Source organism: Pseudoruegeria sp. SHC-113 (genome assembly GCF_025376885.1).
Lineage (GTDB): Bacteria > Pseudomonadota > Alphaproteobacteria > Rhodobacterales > Rhodobacteraceae > Pseudoruegeria.
This window is the reverse complement of record NZ_JAHUBR010000001.1, coordinates 2271761-2289440: the sequence shown is the minus strand read 5'-3', so window position 1 is coordinate 2289440 and position 17680 is coordinate 2271761. Positions and strand designations below refer to the sequence as shown.

Genomic DNA, 17680 nt, shown 5'->3' with positions numbered 1-17680 from the left:
CCGGCAAAAGGGGGCCTATCACCACCTTGGAGGAGACCAAAATGACACTGACCAAACTGAAGGCCGCCGCCGCGGCCACGGCGCTCTCGCTGATGGCTACAACGGCCACCTTCGCCGCCGATCTGCGCGTCGCCTACACCGGCTATTCCACCGACAACACCTTCTGGATCGGCGTCGCCAATGCCGCCGCCGAGGAAGCCAAGGCGATGGGTGTCGAGTTCATCGATATGACGGCCTCTTCGCCCGATTCTGCCGCCCAGAAAGACGCTGTGGACCGCGCCATCGACATGGGCGTGGATGGCATCATCATCGGCTCCGTGGACAACCGCGCCTTTGACGCCTCACTCGATGCAGCCGCCGCCAAGGGCATCCCGGTTGTCGCCGTGGATACGGGCATTGATCACTCCCACATTTCGAGCCTCGTGCAGACCGACAACCTCGCCGCAGCCGGCATCGCAGGCGATTTCATTGTCTCCCAGATCGAGGGCGGCAAGGTGCTGATCCTCGGCGGTTCCGCTGGCCACCAGACAGGCAATGCCCGCCGCGACGGCGTGAAGAACGCCGCAGAAGCCGCTGGCCATGAAGTGATTTTCCACATCTGCGACTGGCAGGACGCCTGCGCCTTTGAGACCACCACGAACTTCCTTCAGTCCGATCCCGAGATCACCGCGATCTTCTCGGCCTGGGATCCGGGCGCACTGGCGGCTGTCTCTGCGGCCAAGGCGCTTGGCAAGCTCGACAAGCTGGTGATCGTCGGTTTCGACGGCAACCCGGCCAACCTCGTGGCCATCGGTGAAGGCGAACAAACGGCCACGATCAAGCAGGACAACACCCGCATGGGCGCGGAATCGGTGCGCAACCTGCTTGCCGTGATCAAGGGCGAGGCCGTCCCGGCCGTGGTGCCGATCGACGGCATCCTGATCACCGCCGACAACGTGGCGGAGTTCCAATAACCCTCTCGGCCCATCTGGGCCTTTAAACACCGGCGCGGGCGGCCTGACCGCCCCCCGCCTTTCTCCCCACCTTGACGACGCCCGGAAAGGCCCGGAATGAACGCCCCCGCAAAGACATCCACAGGAATGAAAGCGCTGGTCATCGACAGGATCGGCCACACCGCCTTCCGCGACAGCCCCAGCCCGGAGCCCGGCGAAGGCGAGGTCTTGGTGGATGTCTGCCACGTGGGGCTCTGCGGCAGCGATCTGAGCACCTTTACCGGCGCGAACCCGTTGGTGGATCTGCCCCGCGTGCCCGGCCACGAGATCGGCGGGCGCATCCTTTCCGTCGGCGCAGGCGTTGCGCCGGAATTTCGCCCCGGCGCGCGCGTCGTGATCAACCCCTATACGGCCTGTGGCCAATGCCCGGCCTGCAAGCGGGATCGCCCCAATGCTTGCCAGTTCAACCAGACCCTCGGCGTGCAGCGTGATGGCGGGCTCTGTGATCGCATCACCGTGCCGCAAAGCCGTCTGATCCTCACCGAGGCGCTGCCCGATCGCCTTCTGCCGCTGGTGGAGCCGCTTTCAGTGGGTTTCCACGCCGTGGCGCGCGGTCAGGTTTCCGCTGGTGATACCGTGCTTGTTCTGGGCGGCGGCATGATCGGCGTGGGCGCGATCCTTGGCGCGCAGGCGCGCGGGGCCAAGGTCATCGTCAGCGAGATTTCCGCCGCCAAATCCGAAACCCTGCGCAAACTGGGCGCGCAGGCGGTGCTGAACCCTCTTGAGGTGGATCTGGCGCAGGAAGTGCTGGATCTGACCGAAGGGCAGGGGGCCGATGTGGTGATCGAGGCCGCGGGTGTCGCCCAGACCTTCCGCCTTGCCGTCGACCTGGCCCCTTTCACCGGGCGCATTGTTTATATCGGCTACACGCGTGGTGAGGTGGCCTATGACACGAAGTTCTTCAACCTGAAAGAGCTCGACATTCGCGGCTCGCGCAACGCGCTGCCTGCGGATTTCGACGCCGTGATCGCCGTCCTGACGAAGCAGCCCCAAGTGGCCGATCTGCTGATTTCCAAGGTCTTCCCCTTCGTGCAGGCCCTTGAGGCCTTCGATTACTGGCTCGCCCAGCGGGACGAAACCTTCAAGATTCTCATCGACTTTGGCAAAGGAGGCTCCGATGGCCCCGCAACCGCTTGACCAGATCTACGGCCTTTCGGGCAAAACAGCCCTCGTGACGGGCGGCGGCTCCGGCATTGGCAAGGCCATCGCGCAGTGCCTTGCCGCCAGCGGTGCAAAGGTGATCATCGCCGGACGGCGCGCCGATGTGCTGGAGGCTACCGCCGCCGAGATCGGCCCGGTCTGTGCCACGGCGCTGCTGGACATCACCGACATCGGCGCCATCGCCGCGTTCGAGGCCGCGCTCACCGAGGCCCATGGCCCCATCGACATTCTGATCAACAACGCTGGCAACACGCTGAAAAAGCCTTTCGAGGAAAGCAGTATCGCCGATTTCGACGCGGTGTTCGATGTCCACGTGCGCGGGGCGCTGGAGCTCAGCCGCTACGTGATCCGCCGCAATCTGGCGGCGGCGCGCCCCGGTTCGATCTGCTTTATCTCATCGATGACGGCCTATATCGGCCAGCCAATGGTGCATGGCTACACGATTGCCAAAACCGCGATCAACGGCGTGGTGCGCGGGCTTTCGGCGGAGTTCGCCGCGCGGGGGATCCGTGTCAATGGCGTCGCGCCGGGCTGGATCGACACTGAGCTTTACCGCAAGGCCACGCAGGGCGATCTGCCCCGCCAGCAGAAGATCCTTGGCCGCATCCCGATGCAGGCGCTGGGGCAGCCCGAAGACATCGGCTGGGCCTGCGCCTTCCTCTCCTCGCCCGCCGCGAAATACATCAACGGTCAGGTGCTGCTGGTGGACGGCGGCGGGGCAACGGGGTTCTGACACCATGGAAGACGCAGCACTTTTCCCCCGCATCCGCAACGAGCTGTTCACCGCCGTTATCGGCGACGTGCTGGACGTCATGGGCCACCGTCACCAGTTCCTGCCCCCCGGCCTCGCGCCGCTACAGCCGGGCCAGCGGCTGGTGGGCCGCGCCATGCCCGTGCTGGAGGCCGCCTATCCGGAAGGCGCTGGCGCTGGCCCGCTGGCCGATCAGCCCTTCGGTGTGATGTTTCAGGCGCTGGACGATCTGAAACCGGGCGAGATCTACATCGCCTCCGGGGCCTCGCTGGACTTCGCGCTCTGGGGCGGTCTGATGTCCACCCGGGCGCAGGTGCTGGGTGCGGCAGGGGCCATTCTGGACGGCTACGTGCGCGATACCAGTGAGATCCGCAGCCTCGGCTTTCCGGTGTTTTCGCGCGGGGCTTACGCGCAGGATCAGGGCGTGCGCGGCAAGGTGCTGGATTTCCGCACCCCGATCCAGATCGGCGCGGTGCAGGTGCAAAACGGCGATCTGATCGTGGCCGATGATGAGGGCGTGCTGATCGTGCCCCGCGACGTAGAAGCGGAGGCCATCGCAGCGGCTTTTGAGAAAGCGGCCACGGAAAACCGCGTGGCCACGGCCATTCGCGCCGGGATGAGCAGCCAGGAGGCCTTCGCCACCTTCGGCGTCATGTAGCCGCGCGGTCTGGACTTTTCTTGAGGCAAGGCGATAGGTTGCGCGCCAAGGTATAGGGTTTTCAGGCATGTCGCGGGATAGCAGCACCTTCAAGGAGAGCTACAATCAGGCCCTGCGGCTGGTGGCCGGGCTCGGTGTGAACGGCACGCTTCCCACCGAAAGCGCGCTGGCCGCGGAGCTGGACGTCAGCCGCACCACCGTGCGCGCGATCCTCACCGGGCTGGACGAGGCCGGGATCATCACCTGGGAAGGGCGGCGCAAGGAGGTGCTGCGCGCGCCGGTAAAGGCCGATTACTTCGGCAAATCCGAAACCGCTTCCGCGACGGATCGGGTGTCCTCCCAGTTCATGGAGTATGTGCTCAACAGCGATCTCGCCCCCGGCACGGCGCTGCATGAGAGCGAGTTGAAAAAGCGTTTTGACGTCAGCTCCACCGTGATCCGCGAGTTTCTGATCAAGTTTTCCCGCTTCGGGCTAATCACCAAGGAGCGCAACCGCTCGTGGATGCTGCGCGGCTTCACCCGCGATTTCGCCGAGGAGCTGTTCGAGGTGCGCGAGATGTTCGAGCGCCGCGCCTTCCGCCGCCTGCTGGAAGGCGGCAGCGGTGCGCCCGCCTGGCAGCAGCTGATCGCGCTGGCCCCGGCCCACGAAGAGATCCTCGCGCGGATTGACGCGGATTACCTCGCCTTCCCACGGCTGGATGAACGCTTCCACCGCACGCTGATCGAGTATTACAACAACCGCTTCATGTCGGATTTCTACGAGATCGTGGCGATGGTGTTTCACTACCACTACCGCTGGAATCGCGGCAACGAAAAGGAGCGCAACCGCGCCGCCCTGATCGAGCACCTCGCCATCATCCGCGCCCTGGAAGCCGGCGACACCGCCGCCGCCGAAGCCGCCTTTCAGACCCACCTCGCCAACGCCAAAGGCACGATGACGGCCTCTGCGCTTTGGGATTGAGGGCACATGCAGGGCACGGGTGAAAATGCCCGGTGGCCCGCAACCGGTCGGCGCATTTGTTTCAAGGCGTTGCGCACAGAGGGACGTCGTCGGTTCCAAGCCGATGGGAAACGCGTAGCCTCGAGCGGCAAAGAAAACGACTAGTGTGCGTTCGATATATCTCCGTCCCTCGAAAGCAGCACGGCCAGCCAGCGCAGACTTGGCACCTCGGAGGCGATGACAAGCACAATCACGGTCAGCGGGACAGCCAGAAACGCGCCGAGGCCGCCCCAGAGCAGGGACCAGAACACGAGCGACACGGTGATCATGAAAATACTCATGTTCAGGGATTTGCCCTGCATCGTCGGGGTGACGACTTGGCTGATCAACTGGTCGGAGCCGCCGTATATGAAGATCACGGCCAGAAACGGCCAGAGGCTTTCAAACTGGGCGAGGGCCACGAGGGAGGGCAGCACGATGCCGATGAAGGCTCCGATGTTGGGGATGAAGCCGACAAGGAAGATCATGATGGCAAGGAAGGCGGCGAAATCGAGCCCGATCGCCCGGAATACGACGTAGGCCACGGTTCCGCTCATCGCGCTGGTGACAGCATTGACCCACATGTAATCCTTCACACCGGCGGCTGCGCGGCGGACGATGACGGCGATGTCCGGGGAGTGCGGATCGGCAGAGGAAAGCAGGCTGATCTTCTTCTGCCAATCCGAGCGTTCAACAAGCAGAAATAGAATGTAAAGCGTGAGGAGTGAGACCTGCGCGAGGCTTCCGACGAGGCCACCGGCCAGAAATGCCAATAAAGAGCCGATCTGCAGGCCCGAGGCGGCATTCTGGATCGCCTCGACAGCCTGTTCCCCGAGCAGGCCTTCCAATTGAAGCAAAAGATCGCCGAGGCGGGCCTGGTACTTGGGAAAGGCCTCGATGATCTCCTCTGCCGCAGCCGAGGAGATGACAGCGAAGAGCCACAAAGCCGAAACGATGATCAGCAAGGCAACGCCATGCGCGCCCCAATCTGGAATTTGACGGCCGGCAATCGTGAGTTTGGCAAGTCGATCGGTGAAGGCCGTGGCCAAGACGAAGATCAGGAAGGCAATCGCAAGCAGCTTGAGCAAATCCTGCCCGAACCAAAGCATCGCGACGACGAAGGGAAACCCGACAATGATCTTGAACCAGTCCGGGGCAACAACGGTGGATGGTTTCATGCTTTCGTCCCGGCTCACCAAGGCCTTCCGCTCGGCCAGTCCTGCTTATGCTCACGGAACCCGCCTTGGTGTGTCAAGCGGTTGAAACGGGGCAGGCGGTGCTTGCATCCGCGCGCTGTCTTCCTGGGAGGCGGCTAGTTCGTTTCCGTCCAGACCTCGGCAGATTCAAGTGCGTAGGAGGCTTCCACGAGGCTCTGGCCGTCCACCAAAAACAGATTGCTGACGGAGGGTTTGTGCTGCAGTACGCCCTGAAGCCGGATCGCGTGGAACGTTTCGGAGGCCTTGATCCCCTCGGCCACGTCAACTCGGATCATCTGGTTCGGGGGCGGGGCGGGCGTGTGGATGCAGGCCCCGACCCAGGGAACGAGCAGAAAGCTGGTGACGCGCCCATCTCGTGAGGCAAGCGGCAGGACATAGCCATCAACCACGACATCCTGACCAAGGAATTCCTCGGTAACGCCCGTATCCCGCGCGCGCCGCTTTTCCATGACAACGAGCCGTTGCTGAAGCAGGGTATCGGCGTCCAGACCCACGGATTGCAGCCGGGCCCTCGCTTCTGATGCAGATTGCGCCTGATCCGCATCGCCGCTTTCCACTGAGGCTTTCAGCACGATGCGCAGATCATCCTTCTGCCTGTACGTGAGGCCGAGAAAAGGATCCTCAAACGCCTCGACGGCTGGCGCCAAGTCCTGCCAGTCGGTTAGGGTCCCGGCTTCGGCGTGAACTTCAAACGGCAGTGCGAGTGCGGCCACGAATGGCAGGAGCCGCGAAACGGACAACAAGGCGCGAGAGTTGTGCTGCTGGGCACCAATGGTGAACATGCGAAGTCTCTTTCGATCTTAATCAATTGGCTCGCTTTCCCCATGCAGCATGGCCAAGGGAGCGTGTTGCCGGGGCCAAAGGCCGTTTTCATGGCCCCGGGCATTCCGGTTGTGTTAGTCCATATCGTACTTGTAGATCACACCATCTTTCATGATCACGTCGAAGTTGGCCTTTGCGTCAGCAATGAGTTGCAGATCCTCCAGCGGATTGCCGTCGATAAGGAGGATATCGGCGTAAGCACCTTCTTCGATCACACCGAGCGGGCCGAGCGGGTAGGGTGTCACTTTCTCCGACATTTTCAGAAGTTCGGCGTTGTCGCAGGTTGCCATTTTCAGCGTTTCATAGGGGGTGAACCACCGCTCCATCTTGGCGAGAACGGCCCCCTGACGTTTGGCAAGATCCGCGCTGAAGAGCGTGTCGGTTCCGAAGGCGATTTTCAGCCCGAGTTCCTTGGCGGTTTTGTAAACAAAGTCCGTCCCGTCGGTGACGAATTTGTACTTTGCTTTCTGGAACTCGTTCAATGCGGGCGCGTCTTCATCGTCCATGAAGGGTTGCATGGAGAGCCAGACGTCTTTCTCCTTCATCAACTCCAGCGTTTCGCGGGTGGCCATGTGGCCGTGTTCAACGGCCCTAGCGCCGTTTTCGATCGAATGGAGCACGGCTTCATTGTTGATCGCGTGGGTCGTGACGTAGGTGCCCCAGGCTTCGGTGGCTTCCACAGCCGCCTGGAATTCGTCATCGGTAAACTGGATCACGTGGATCGGGTCATAGGAGGACGTCACGCCGCCACCGGCCATCAGTTTGATGTGGGTTGCGCCCTGCATCAGGTTTTCGCGCACACGTTTCAGCACGGCGGGGATACCGTCGGCGAGGTAGAACATGTTGCCCTCCTCGAAGGAGTGCAATTCACCGAGCGGGGTGGGCACATCGCGCGTGATGCGGAAATCCTGGTGGCCTGCGGTGATGGACAGCGCCGGACCTGACGGGAAGATCCGTGGGCCATCGATTAAACCTTCATTCGTCGCGCGCGCGATATCGAACATCGGACCGGCAACGTCGCGCAGGGTTGTGAACCCGCGGTTCAACGCGTTGTTGGACGCTTTTGCAGCCAGCAGGTTCCAGTAACCCTCGCCGGTCAAGGCGAGCTGGGCAATGGTTGCTTCGGCGAAAACACCATGCCAGTGGTTGTCGATCAGGCCGGGCATCAGCGTGCGGCCCTCGGCTTCGATCACGAACGCCCCCTCTGGCGCTTCAAGGCCGGGGGCAACGCGGGAAATCAGCTGTCCGCTGACAAGCACATCACTTTCCACCAAACCGTCGTCACAGCCGTTGAACACCTGCGCGCCGCGGAACAGCACGTTGTCGAACTTCATCTTGGTGGTCGTGGTTTCGATCTCTCCCACAACGCCCGCCGGGATGATGGCGTGATTGTCTTCATGGGCGAGGACAACGGCCGGAGTGGTTGCCATCGTCGTGCACATCAGCAGGGTTAAGGTCTTGTTACGCATTGGGGATCCTTACGTGTGTTGAAAAGGACAGAGTGGTTATGTGTGTCGTGCTGGCTTTGGTGGCCGGAGGTCTGTGCTAGAAATTGAGGACCTTGTAGCCAACCTGCAGGGACCATTCGGCGGGTCGATCCTTTCCGATCAGAACACCGGGTTTGATGAATACCTGACTGTCGCCGCCAAAGGCTTTGCCTGTCAACATCCCAGCGGTGACCTGCAGGCTGCCGAAGGTATCGCCTGTTTCCCAGTCGTGGATGATGGCCGGGTCGAACGTCAGGTAGTACTTCGGGTTCTTGAGCTTGGGCACGTAGTAGAAATCGATCGTCGTCGTGTTGACGTCCCGGCCAGCATCATTTCCGCCTTCCAGCCCGAACGTCTGCACCCAGGCTGGCGCGAAGATCGCGCCGTTGTCCAGGAACCAAGCGTAGAAGATGGAGGTTTCGCCAACGAACTGGCCATAGCCAGCGGTATCGGTTGTGGCCGTGTCCAGAAACAGCTCGAAGGTGAAGGCGGAGCCGTTTCTCTCCGTCAGGTAGAACACATCGATATAGGTGATGCTGATGTCGCCCAGTGTGAAATCGTCACGGGCCGTTCCCCCATAGACCGGGTTCGAGTTGAACGGGCTGTCGGACCCCGGCACCGTGAACCGCAGGGCACGCGTTCCGGCCTCGCCAAAGGGCTTGGTGAAAAAGGCTTCGAACAGGCCCGTGTTCAGGCTCGAATCGATCTGGTTGAACTGGTATTGCACGCCGAACTGCGTGGTCAGCAGGGTCGGGTTCGTGCCGTTGTTGATCTCCGCTGTCGCTTCCTGCGCGCTGGCAGGTGCCGCAAGAGCAACAATCGGTGCAAGGCAAAGGGCGCAGGCCGTGGAGCGCAATGGGCTTTCAGGCCTGCCACCTCTCCGGAGAGCTTGCGCCGCTTGCCGCCATAACACTTTGATCATCTTGCCAATATCCTTCCAAAACTACCTTCCGATGAGCGATGTAGCAGACGCTTTGAGAAAGGTTTAATCAACGATTTCTTACCGAGTTTAGGTGTGACCAGAATTCCTCCAACAGGCCTGCCCGGATGTCTTCGTACTCCTTTAGGCGTTCCGGGAAGTCGCACCAGCGCAGGATGGCGTCGTTGGTGATTGCAATGTCTTCGCAAACCGCACGAAAGCTCGCACTCTGGCCCATGAGGCGCTGTATTTCCCTGCTGTGCTCCGGATGCTGCTTTGCAAGTTGTTGAAGGAAACCGTCCATCTGCCTCGCCTTGTTGCCTTCAAAGACCATAGGGCGGCGCGCAGACCTACGTTCCTACATGTAGTTTACGTAGGAGAACGCCGGTTGATGTGAGTTTTGGCAGACGACCTACCGTGTTATCCCTTCCCGCGTGTCGAAGTCCATGACGCAGCAGAGTGAGTTCCAAAGGTGCCCAAGCGACACGAGACGACAGACCGCCCGGTGACAGATCAGGAGATCCGCAAGCAACTTGAACGGATCCTGAATGACAGGGCTTTTCAGGCAAGTGTCCGGCGCCGCGAGATGCTTCTGTTCATTGTCGACGAGACATTGGCCGGGCGGGAAAGCACGCTCAAAGCCACCACGATTGCGATGGCTGTCTTTGATCGCGGCGCGGATTTTGATCAGCAAGCCGATCCTGTTGTGCGGCTTGAAGCGCGCAAGCTTCGCCGTGATCTCGATACTTATTACGTGGGGCCCGGCCGGGACGATCCTGTCAGGATCAGCATCCCGAAGGGCCACTATATACCGAAGTTCGAAGCGCAACCTTCCGAAGGAGCACCCAGCGAACCGGACCCGGAACAGCCCGAGATCCCACCCGAAACAGAAAATGCCAGCGGCACGGGAAAAGGGGCACGCCTCATGGTGGCGGTTTTTGCCATTGCGGCCCTCGTTGGCGTTGCGGTGACCCTGCTTGTGGGGCGCGAACCAGCCACCTCAACTGCCGTCGAAACGGACCCAAAGACAGTGACCCTTCTCGTGGATGCGTTTGAGGCGCGTGGCAGTGATGCCACCGTTGCGCTCGTATCCTCGGGGCTGACAAGCGATGTCGCTGCCGCCTTGATCAAGTTCCCGGATCTCGCGGTCCATGCCGTGCCCGCCGATCCCGCGCCGGTTCAAGCAACGTCTCATGTTGTTCCGCCAAAGACGGATTACAGGGTCGAAGGCGCAGTCTGGCGCGATGACACGGCGCTGTTCGTGCAGGCCACGCTCGTTCGCGCAGATGATTTCGAGGTTCTTTGGAGCGAGCGCTTCATGGAGGGGCTGGAAGGGCAGAGCATCACGGCGATCAGGGATCATATCGCAGTTGAGATCGCATCGACCCTTGGTCAACAGCATGGGCATGTGCTCCGGGATGTGCGCGCGAAAAAGGCGCGGCGTGATCCTTCTTTGCGGGGCTTTGCCTGTGTGGCCAGTGCCCAGATCTACAGGCGCACCTACTCCAACGAAGAATACCCGGCCGTGCGCGCTTGCCTCGAAGCGACTGTAAGGGAAGATCCGGGCTACGTTCGGGCGTGGGCCATGCTTGCCTACCTGCGCAACGATGCTGTGCGCTTTGGCCATGAAACCGCGCTGTCGCGGGAAGAGGGGTTTGCCTTGGCGCGCGCGGCGGCGCTGCGGGGGCTCAATCTTGACCCAGAAGATACGGACGTTCTTCAGGCGCTTTCGCATGTGGAGCAGTATTCAGGCGACATCGAACGCTCGATCGACTACGCGCGAAAAGCCGTTGAAATAAACCCGAACGATCCTGCGGCTCTCGCCAATCTTGCCCTGAGGTACGGGATTGCCGGGCGTTTCGATGAGGGTGTGCCGATCATGGAACAGGCGCTGGAGCGTTCAGTCGCGCCACCGCCGTTTTACTTCCATCTGCTCGCCGCGGCGCATCTGTTAGACGGCGAATGGACCTCTGTTGTCGAGGATGCCGAGCGCGCCTCAACGGATGGCTGGTCTTTCGGGCCAGCGCTTCTGGCCATCGCGCATCACAATCTGTCCAATGCGCAGGCTGCCCGAAGAGCCTTGGAACGCGTCGCCGCGCTGGATCCGCTCCTGTACGAAGATCCCGAAGCCTGGCTCAATTCCCACAGCATGGCGCCGATCCTGGCCGAGGCGGTGGCAGAAGGGCTGATGGAAGCGAAAACCGCCCTGCGCTAGTCCAGCACCTCCACAAGTCCAGTTGCGCCCACGACCAGAGCTTCGCCCAGCCCGTCAGGCGGAGGTTCAGAGAACGTGTCACCTGCCAGCATGCGCGTGCCGAGCAGCTGAACAACGATGGGCGCTTCCGCGAACTTCGAATGGTGATTGCTGGCGCCATCGTTCACCTGACTCAAATCGATCGCATTCACGCCGAGCCTCGTGAGCGCCTCTGTATCGGCGCGCCCGACCCGCGTGCCGCCCGCGATGAAGGTAGACAGCGAAAGCGCGCGGTCATCGCCGGACACAAGCACATAGAAACCACGATCCTTGGTAGGGATTTTCCGGATCTGCGTGGCGAAAAGATCAAAATCGATGTCAGGGGCGGCCAGAACGATATTGGCGATCTTCCCGGAACTGGCGAAAACACCAACGTTGCTCTGGGAAAGGATGGCTTCCATGGTCAGGAGCGCGCCCATCGAATGGGCAACAACATCGATGTTTGCGGTGTTGAGTGTTGCGATGTCATTGGATAGCGCGGCCAGCGCGTCGCGCGCTGCCAGGGCGCTGTTGAGGTCGTAGACGTATTTTCTGAGCTTACCGGCTGAGGCCCAGGAAAACAGGATCGGCACGCCGGTATAGCCCGTGTCTTCTACGAATTGCGCCAGTCGCAACACCGCATCTGTCAATGTCGTGTTGTAGCCGTGAACCCAGACCAACAGGCGACGGTCCTTTGCGGGCAGTGCGGCAAGCCTTTCGTTAATCTCCTGATAGAAGGGTCCCCTGGAAAAGGTTTCGGGGGAATCGATTACAAAGTGACGCGCCGGATCAGGGGGCAGTTGACGCGGCCGTTCGATGCGCCCCGCTTGATGGTTTGGGGGCACGTGCACATCCACCGAAGCAAAACTCTGCACCGTGGCACGTCCGTCGGAGAAGAGCTCTCCGGTTTCCTGTGAAGGTGCGCGCGTGGTGACGATGCCGATCGTATGTTTCCTGCTGCCAGTGAGCGACGTGGTGTCAACTGTCGAAATACCAATCAGATGTCGAGGCTCTGTGCAGCCCGCAAGAACCGAAGCTAGGGCACCGACAAGCACGCGCCTGCGGTCGTGACAGGGGCGGCCAAGGCTTGCGCGCGGAAAGTGGTTTGTGGTGGTCTTCTCGCCAGACATTGAGCACACCGAAGCAAATTGTGGTGCAAGAAAAGACAGTTTGGCGCGTTTTGTCCATAAACACAGAGGGATTGATGCCGAAGTACCGCGTCTGTGCAAGTCTGGCGCGACTGCCGATGCACTCAGCCAAGAAAGCAAGGACAAGATTTGTCGGCCGGTGGACGCGGAATGCTTTGCAAGCTATCTGCAATGGTGAGGGGAAAAAGCCTTTTCAGCAACAAGATCCCGCCCGAGTGAACGGCGCAGGATTTGCTTTTTTCAGGTTCCTGTGGACGGTTTGGCTTCGGCGTGTCTAGCCCGCCAGTGTTTACGCCACTGATCTTGGATGTCCCCAGGAAAGTTTCGGGAAATGGTGGGAGCACGTTGAGCGCCCGAAAAGGGCGGGTGTCGCACGGATTTTCCCGGATTGGCCTAGGGCACGATCGCAAGAATGATCAGCCCGACGACGATGAAGGTCAGGCTGGAGACGGCACCGGGAAGCCCGAAGGCCACGGCGGGCGCGGAGCTTTTGGCGTCCTTGCAGACTTCGGCAATGGCCACGCCTGTCATCACGCCCGTGGTGGCCCCGGCGTTTTCGGCCACGTTCAGCCGCATGACGAAATGGCCGAACAGGAAGCAGGCGAGCGTGAAGACCGTCGTTACGAAGGCTCCGGCGAGGATCAGGTTGATCCCGAAGGCCTGCAGCGTCGCGATCAGTGAACCGCCTGCACCGATGGCCACGGCGGCGATGAAGAGCGACAGGCCAAGATCGGAGAGCGCATTGGCGGCAGGCGTCGACACCGAGCCCACGCCGGGGCTGCGGGTGCGCAGCCAGCCAAGGAACGCGCCGCCAAACATCGCCCCCAAACACCACGGAGAGTGGCCAATGTCACGCGTACACGAACAAGCCACCGCCGCTGGCTCCTTGCGTGTTCTCAAAAACACGCCTTGCCGTCTTCGGAGCGGACAGGTCTTGGCGCGGCGGCTTTGAAGGTGTGAGAGGAGATGGGGAAACAGACACTCGAAAAACGCCAGTTGCCGTAATTGGCCGCCGTCGTCTGAACCCGAATTTTTTATCGAACCAGAGCCACCGCTAACAACGGCCCAAAGCTGCTTTTCAACTCGACTTAACTACGCTGCGGTGCGGCCCGTCAAAGCGGTCGTTCGCTGCTATCGCTAAATCCGGGGGATCGCGTAACAATCAACGGAATCTCCCAATCCAATGCCAACTTTTTCAAGCCGCAAGGTTAACGTTTTCTACTCATTGATATCTTGGTGACACAGCCTGAGTTGCAATCAGTGTTCGCTGGTCTTCCTGTTCAGCGCCGCTATCGAATTGGGGCGTTCTTCGCAAGAAATTTCAATACTATCTGCTCCACATTTGAACCGTCGGCAAACATCGCTTCAACAGTGAATTCAGCAGGGAAATCCGGCCAGGTCGCAAACAATTCGCCAAGCAATTCATTCGCCTTTTCGGCTTGTAACATCCGTTCGTAAGCGACTGCCTGAAACAGAAGTGACGGAGGGCTTACTGGCGCACCTACGGCTGCCGCGCCATCGAAAGCTTTCACTGTCTCTGCATAGTTCCCCAACATAAGCTGAGAGACGGCCCAAATGTTGCGTGCGCCAAACCTACCGGAGCCCCGTCTTTCTCGTGTTGGATCGCTTGCACTGGCTGCCAAGGCTGGCTCGTTTGCCAGGATTGCAGTCATGCCAACCAAATCCAAAACATGGCCATCGTCCTCGGCCAAATCTAGCGCAATACGTGCGTGTTTGATTGCAGACGGATACTCTCGGGATGAGGCAAGAGCTAAAGCCATTGCGCCATTTGCCCAAGCATCTGCTGGAGCGATATTTAGCGCCCGTTCTGCTGCTGAAAGGGATGCTGAAATCCGCTCCTCTCTCAAATCGGCATCCGGCGTGAAAATTCCAATAATTGCAATGGTTTGAGCGTAGCCTGCATGCCCATCGGGCAGAGCTGGATCCAGTTCGATCGCGTGCTGAAACATTCCGAGTGCTATTTCCTGGCGCTTTCTATCAAACACCGGGAACAGCATCCCACGCGCTTGGTCTGCCATATTCTTGGCCTGCAATGTGGGAACAGATCTTTCTCTCAATGCGACCCGTTCCGGATCTTTCGGCACAACTTGAAGGGGGGCGGTGCGTAAAGTCGATAAGACCAAAGAACCAACAGCAACAGCTGCAAACAAGCCTACAACCGCCAGAATCCAACCAGGGTGTATGAAACGACGGGCCTGTTCAGCACTTGGCATAGGCTCGTCATCAATCGGTTCGGGGAGCTCGTGAAAGTCAAACTGAGGGCGATATCCTCCGGACGCCATTGAGATTCTGACAGACGATTCCTTGCCTTCAGATTCGTAGTATTCGGCCAACAGTCGGCGGAGGCGGCGCGCTTCCACCCGGACAAGATTCAATCCAGCTTCGCCTTCAAGCTTTCGATCATACACATCGACTGCCACAGATTTAGCGCGAATCTCACGACCACGGCCTTCAGTACCTTCGTTCACAACGTAGCTAAGGAAAGCTTGGAGGCGTGGTGAGCCTGCAAACGGGGCACTGTGTAGAACTCTTTCAAGCTCAGCTTCAACTGCTGCACGCTCTTCTGAGCTAAGCCTCTGATTTGCTGTCTTTTTTTTTCCAGAACTCATGCTTGGCTCACCCCCACCTCACGGTAACTCACTTACCGTTTCGGTTGGAAACATTCAGTTTAGATGTGCCTTCGACCCTATGTTCCCAAGGTGCAGAGTCAATGCCGACCCTTGAAGAAGATCTGCCAGATCTCGCCTCTCAAATCCGCCGGTCACTATCGGAAAACTCGGTACTGCGTGAGGCATTTGCTGACTACCAAGCGGTTTGTAGCAAACTAAACGCTGGTCGATGCAGCGAACCCGAACGCGCTGAGTGGAACCGCATAAGGCGGGAGCTGTTAGTTGAATTGGTGCGGGTAAGCCGTCTTTCCTAAATTTTGATGCGGAGGTGACAATGACGACGTGGAAGCGTCTTAAGGTATCCAGCTTCTTTGTGTTTGCACTTGCAATCAGTATCTCTGCGCCATTGTGCCTGACGAAAGCCAATGCAAGCGACCCGCGAAATCTTGGTTGGGCGGATCTGGTACCGGAAGTAGAAATGGGTTCCAACCCGTTTGAAGATCTGGATTACCGGCAAAAGAACGATCTTGTCACGCTTTATCGCATTGAAGTGACGGATGCGGAGAGCGCCAACGATTTCGCCCGCTCACAAGCCTCTAAAATCAGAGCCAAGCTCGTATCAGGTGGCTTAGATCCAGACTGGCTGTTCGCGGAGCGTGAAAGACTTATGAAAGCGCACGAACGTCGGTTCAGTGCCCCTAACCCAGAAGTCCTAGCGCAACCTGTCCGGGTCCCCGGTTACATCTTGCCATTGGAAATGGATGGAAGGCTTGCGATCGAGTTCTTACTCGTTCCCACAGTGGGAGCCTGCGTGCATACGCCGCCTCCCGCGGCAAATCAGTTGATCCACGTCCACTACCCCGATGGCTACCCGATACGCGGGATGTATGACCCCGTTTGGATAATGGGAGAGCTAAAGGCCGAACGACAGACGGAGTTAGTAACCTACTCCGACGGCCAGCGAAACGTCGAAAGCACCTATGTTATGACCCCGCAAAGAATTGAGCAATATCGGTGATTTACCGATCTTTCTGACTAAACCGATCCGCCTTTCCACGAACTTCCTAAGGAGGGAAAATTGAAAAAGCTTAAAGCGATATGCGTTGCGGCGCTCGCCTCACTTTCACTGGCAAGCTGGGTGAGCGCGCAGCAGATACCGGAAGTAGGTGAACCTTCCTCCGCTGAAGACATTCAGAATGCCCTAACAGGGGGCGTGCCAAACGGGCGTTGGAAAGAGGGGCTCATGTTTGAGGGAATATCGCCTCAACCATGGTTGACCAGTGCTGCCAATTGGTTCCCGGGAACTGAAGAAGTGCAACCGGAGGAAATGCGGATCACCTTCATGGGGACCGCTCCGATCATCCGCCCCGGTCAAGCCAACACGTCCGTGTTCGTCGAGCTCGGCAATGGCGACAATTTCATCTTTGACATCGGTGAAGGCTCCGTAGCCAACTACCAAGCTGCGCGCGTCGCGTTGAACGAGCTGACCAATATCTTCATCACACATTTGCATGTCGATCACTTTGGTGCACTTCCGTATGTGTGGATGTTCCGCACATGGAGCGGTGGCTGGCATGAGCCCTTGCGCATTCATGGTCCCTCTGGGCGCACACCGGAGTACGGCACGGCGGCCATGGTCGAAGGCATGAAGATGATGACCGCCTGGCACCGTGATGCGTTCAGCGTATTCCCTGCCGGTGTAGGCTGGGACATCGAAGTCAATGAGTTTGATTTCCGTGATAACGGCGGCATTATCTATGATGAAAACGGTGTCACCGTGCGACATTGGCAACGCAGCCACGCCAAAGACGGTGCCTCAGCATATCGCCTTGATTGGAATGATCTATGCTTTGTGTGGACTGGCGATGGCCGTCCGAACTTGCTGGATGTCGAGTACGCCAAAGGATGCGATGTCTACATCACCGAACAACAGCAGGAAGTTGTCGAGATCAACTCCGGGGTTCAGGGCGTCCCCCCCTTCCTTGCACGGTATACCATCGACACGCATCACACGCCAACTTACGCAGCTGGCTATATAGCTGACTTGATTCAACCACGCCTCTTCATGACCACGCATATGAGCTACGATAAATACTTGCTAGAAGAGTCAGTGGCAGAGATCCGTGAGCACTGGAAAGGTCCGTTCCACTTTGGAGCACCTGACGGCATTGTGGTCAACGTTACTAAGGATCAGATCTGGGTACGCGAAGGCATCTTGCCTGAATTCCCAAATGTGCGCGCACCGCAGTTTGATTTCACCAATGAGCAATTGGTCGTTCCAGCTCCGCCACACGCCCGCGAAGACATTCAGGAACCCTTTATTCGTCAAAGCGAGCTTGATCCAGATTTGTATTATCCCGAAGGCTACAAGCCGGAGCTGTTGATGGATTGGCCCGTTGAAGGTGACCTTGTGGTTCCGATGGAAATGCTGCCGGAAAACCTTAAAAACAGCATGGGTGCAGCATGGCGTCATCGCGAAAAGAACCGCGAGATCCTTAGAGAAATGGGTAAGTTCTAGTGCATTACCAACGAGGCAGCGCGTAATCGTGCTGCCTCAGTTTCCTCAACGCTATGATCAGCCTTCCCACCGACCCGCTGCTACCGTTGCGGGCACCGGTGACTGAGGAAACGACTTTAGCGCATGCGCCGAACTGAACTGATGCCATACGGTTTGGAGCAAAAT

General features: G+C 59.3%; 16 protein-coding genes. 8 read left to right on the top strand and 8 right to left on the bottom strand.

The genetic code is table 11. The features are described from left to right. Window positions 1–41: 41 nt before the first annotated feature. From KVX96_RS11325 to KVX96_RS11305, 5 genes are all read left to right on the top strand, one after another. On the top strand, window positions 42–953 hold the full coding sequence (locus KVX96_RS11325) for a sugar ABC transporter substrate-binding protein (RefSeq protein ID WP_261194548.1): 912 nt from the start codon (window positions 42–44) through the stop codon (window positions 951–953). Window positions 954–1079: 126 nt separating this feature from the next. After that, entirely contained in the window at window positions 1080–2129 is a 1050-nt protein-coding gene (locus KVX96_RS11320) for a zinc-binding alcohol dehydrogenase family protein (protein ID WP_261194547.1), read from the top strand. Continuing rightward, window positions 2110–2886, top strand: coding sequence for an SDR family NAD(P)-dependent oxidoreductase (locus KVX96_RS11315; RefSeq protein WP_261194546.1), 777 nt, complete (start codon window positions 2110–2112; stop codon window positions 2884–2886). The genes KVX96_RS11320 and KVX96_RS11315 overlap by 20 nt, the downstream gene beginning before the upstream one ends. A 4-nt stretch (window positions 2887–2890) precedes the next feature. Further along, window positions 2891–3562 carry an RraA family protein gene (locus KVX96_RS11310; RefSeq protein ID WP_261194545.1) on the top strand — a complete coding sequence of 224 codons (672 nt, stop codon included), beginning with the start codon at window positions 2891–2893 and terminating at the stop codon, window positions 3560–3562. Between the two features lie 67 nt (window positions 3563–3629). Next, window positions 3630–4523 carry a GntR family transcriptional regulator gene (locus KVX96_RS11305; RefSeq protein WP_261194544.1) on the top strand — a complete coding sequence of 298 codons (894 nt, stop codon included), beginning with the start codon at window positions 3630–3632 and terminating at the stop codon, window positions 4521–4523. A 140-nt stretch (window positions 4524–4663) separates the two neighbouring features. Here KVX96_RS11305 and KVX96_RS11300 read toward each other — a convergent pair whose 3' ends face one another. The 5 genes from KVX96_RS11300 to KVX96_RS11280 all read right to left on the bottom strand — a co-directional run bounded on the left by KVX96_RS11300 (window position 4664) and on the right by KVX96_RS11280 (window position 9320). Beyond that, window positions 4664–5719, bottom strand: coding sequence for an AI-2E family transporter (locus KVX96_RS11300; RefSeq protein WP_261194543.1), 1056 nt, complete (start codon window positions 5717–5719; stop codon window positions 4664–4666). A gap of 134 nt (window positions 5720–5853) precedes the next feature. Further along, window positions 5854–6540, bottom strand: coding sequence for a DUF3299 domain-containing protein (locus tag KVX96_RS11295; RefSeq protein WP_261194542.1), 687 nt, complete (start codon window positions 6538–6540; stop codon window positions 5854–5856). 114 nt (window positions 6541–6654) lie between these two features. Next, window positions 6655–8049 (bottom strand): metal-dependent hydrolase family protein, encoded by a 1395-nt coding sequence (locus KVX96_RS11290; RefSeq protein WP_261194541.1) that lies wholly within the window; start codon window positions 8047–8049, stop codon window positions 6655–6657. Window positions 8050–8125: 76 nt separating this feature from the next. Continuing rightward, window positions 8126–8923 carry a hypothetical protein gene (locus KVX96_RS11285; RefSeq protein WP_261194540.1) on the bottom strand — a complete coding sequence of 266 codons (798 nt, stop codon included), beginning with the start codon at window positions 8921–8923 and terminating at the stop codon, window positions 8126–8128. Window positions 8924–9056: 133 nt separating this feature from the next. Continuing rightward, window positions 9057–9320, bottom strand: coding sequence for a hypothetical protein (locus KVX96_RS11280; RefSeq protein ID WP_261194539.1), 264 nt, complete (start codon window positions 9318–9320; stop codon window positions 9057–9059). A gap of 171 nt (window positions 9321–9491) precedes the next feature. Between KVX96_RS11280 and KVX96_RS11275 the strand changes: the two genes are divergently transcribed. Next, window positions 9492–11201 carry a hypothetical protein gene (locus KVX96_RS11275; protein WP_261194538.1) on the top strand — a complete coding sequence of 570 codons (1710 nt, stop codon included), beginning with the start codon at window positions 9492–9494 and terminating at the stop codon, window positions 11199–11201. Here KVX96_RS11275 and KVX96_RS11270 read toward each other — a convergent pair. The 3 genes from KVX96_RS11270 to KVX96_RS11260 all read right to left on the bottom strand — a co-directional run bounded on the left by KVX96_RS11270 (window position 11198) and on the right by KVX96_RS11260 (window position 14997). After that, entirely contained in the window at window positions 11198–12349 is a 1152-nt protein-coding gene (locus KVX96_RS11270; protein ID WP_261194536.1) for an alpha/beta hydrolase, read from the bottom strand. The genes KVX96_RS11275 and KVX96_RS11270 overlap by 4 nt on opposite strands. A gap of 411 nt (window positions 12350–12760) precedes the next feature. Then, a complete protein-coding gene (locus KVX96_RS11265) occupies window positions 12761–13186 on the bottom strand; it encodes a hypothetical protein (protein WP_261194534.1) in 426 nt (141 codons plus the stop codon). Between the two features lie 470 nt (window positions 13187–13656). Next, window positions 13657–14997 carry a tetratricopeptide repeat protein gene (locus KVX96_RS11260; protein ID WP_261194533.1) on the bottom strand — a complete coding sequence of 447 codons (1341 nt, stop codon included), beginning with the start codon at window positions 14995–14997 and terminating at the stop codon, window positions 13657–13659. Window positions 14998–15331: 334 nt separating this feature from the next. Between KVX96_RS11260 and KVX96_RS11255 the strand changes: the two genes are divergently transcribed. Both KVX96_RS11255 and gntH read left to right on the top strand, forming a co-directional pair. Beyond that, window positions 15332–16015 carry a DUF3299 domain-containing protein gene (locus KVX96_RS11255; protein WP_261194531.1) on the top strand — a complete coding sequence of 228 codons (684 nt, stop codon included), beginning with the start codon at window positions 15332–15334 and terminating at the stop codon, window positions 16013–16015. A 60-nt stretch (window positions 16016–16075) separates the two neighbouring features. Then, the gene (gene gntH / locus KVX96_RS11250) at window positions 16076–17515 is read left to right on the top strand and encodes a guanitoxin biosynthesis MBL fold metallo-hydrolase GntH (protein ID WP_261194529.1); all 1440 of its coding nucleotides are present in this window, start codon (window positions 16076–16078) and stop codon (window positions 17513–17515) included. Window positions 17516–17680: the final 165 nt, after the last annotated feature.

Excerpts from the sequence above, each read along its gene's own strand:
- KVX96_RS11280 (WP_261194539.1), bottom strand. The coding sequence starts at position 9,320 with ATGGTCTTTGAAGGCAACAAGGCGAGGCAGATGGACGGTTTCCTTCAA.
- KVX96_RS11265 (WP_261194534.1), bottom strand. The coding sequence starts at position 13,186 with ATGTTTGGCGGCGCGTTCCTTGGCTGGCTGCGCACCCGCAGCCCCGGC.
- KVX96_RS11260 (WP_261194533.1), bottom strand. The coding sequence starts at position 14,997 with ATGAGTTCTGGAAAAAAAAAGACAGCAAATCAGAGGCTTAGCTCAGAA.
- KVX96_RS11325 (WP_261194548.1), top strand. The coding sequence starts at position 42 with ATGACACTGACCAAACTGAAGGCCGCCGCCGCGGCCACGGCGCTCTCG.
- KVX96_RS11290 (WP_261194541.1), bottom strand. The coding sequence starts at position 8,049 with ATGCGTAACAAGACCTTAACCCTGCTGATGTGCACGACGATGGCAACC.
- KVX96_RS11310 (WP_261194545.1), top strand. The coding sequence starts at position 2,891 with ATGGAAGACGCAGCACTTTTCCCCCGCATCCGCAACGAGCTGTTCACC.
- KVX96_RS11305 (WP_261194544.1), top strand. The coding sequence starts at position 3,630 with ATGTCGCGGGATAGCAGCACCTTCAAGGAGAGCTACAATCAGGCCCTG.
- KVX96_RS11270 (WP_261194536.1), bottom strand. The coding sequence starts at position 12,349 with ATGTCTGGCGAGAAGACCACCACAAACCACTTTCCGCGCGCAAGCCTT.
- KVX96_RS11320 (WP_261194547.1), top strand. The coding sequence starts at position 1,080 with ATGAAAGCGCTGGTCATCGACAGGATCGGCCACACCGCCTTCCGCGAC.
- KVX96_RS11295 (WP_261194542.1), bottom strand. The coding sequence starts at position 6,540 with ATGTTCACCATTGGTGCCCAGCAGCACAACTCTCGCGCCTTGTTGTCC.
- KVX96_RS11315 (WP_261194546.1), top strand. The coding sequence starts at position 2,110 with ATGGCCCCGCAACCGCTTGACCAGATCTACGGCCTTTCGGGCAAAACA.
- KVX96_RS11300 (WP_261194543.1), bottom strand. The coding sequence starts at position 5,719 with ATGAAACCATCCACCGTTGTTGCCCCGGACTGGTTCAAGATCATTGTC.
- KVX96_RS11255 (WP_261194531.1), top strand. The coding sequence starts at position 15,332 with ATGACGACGTGGAAGCGTCTTAAGGTATCCAGCTTCTTTGTGTTTGCA.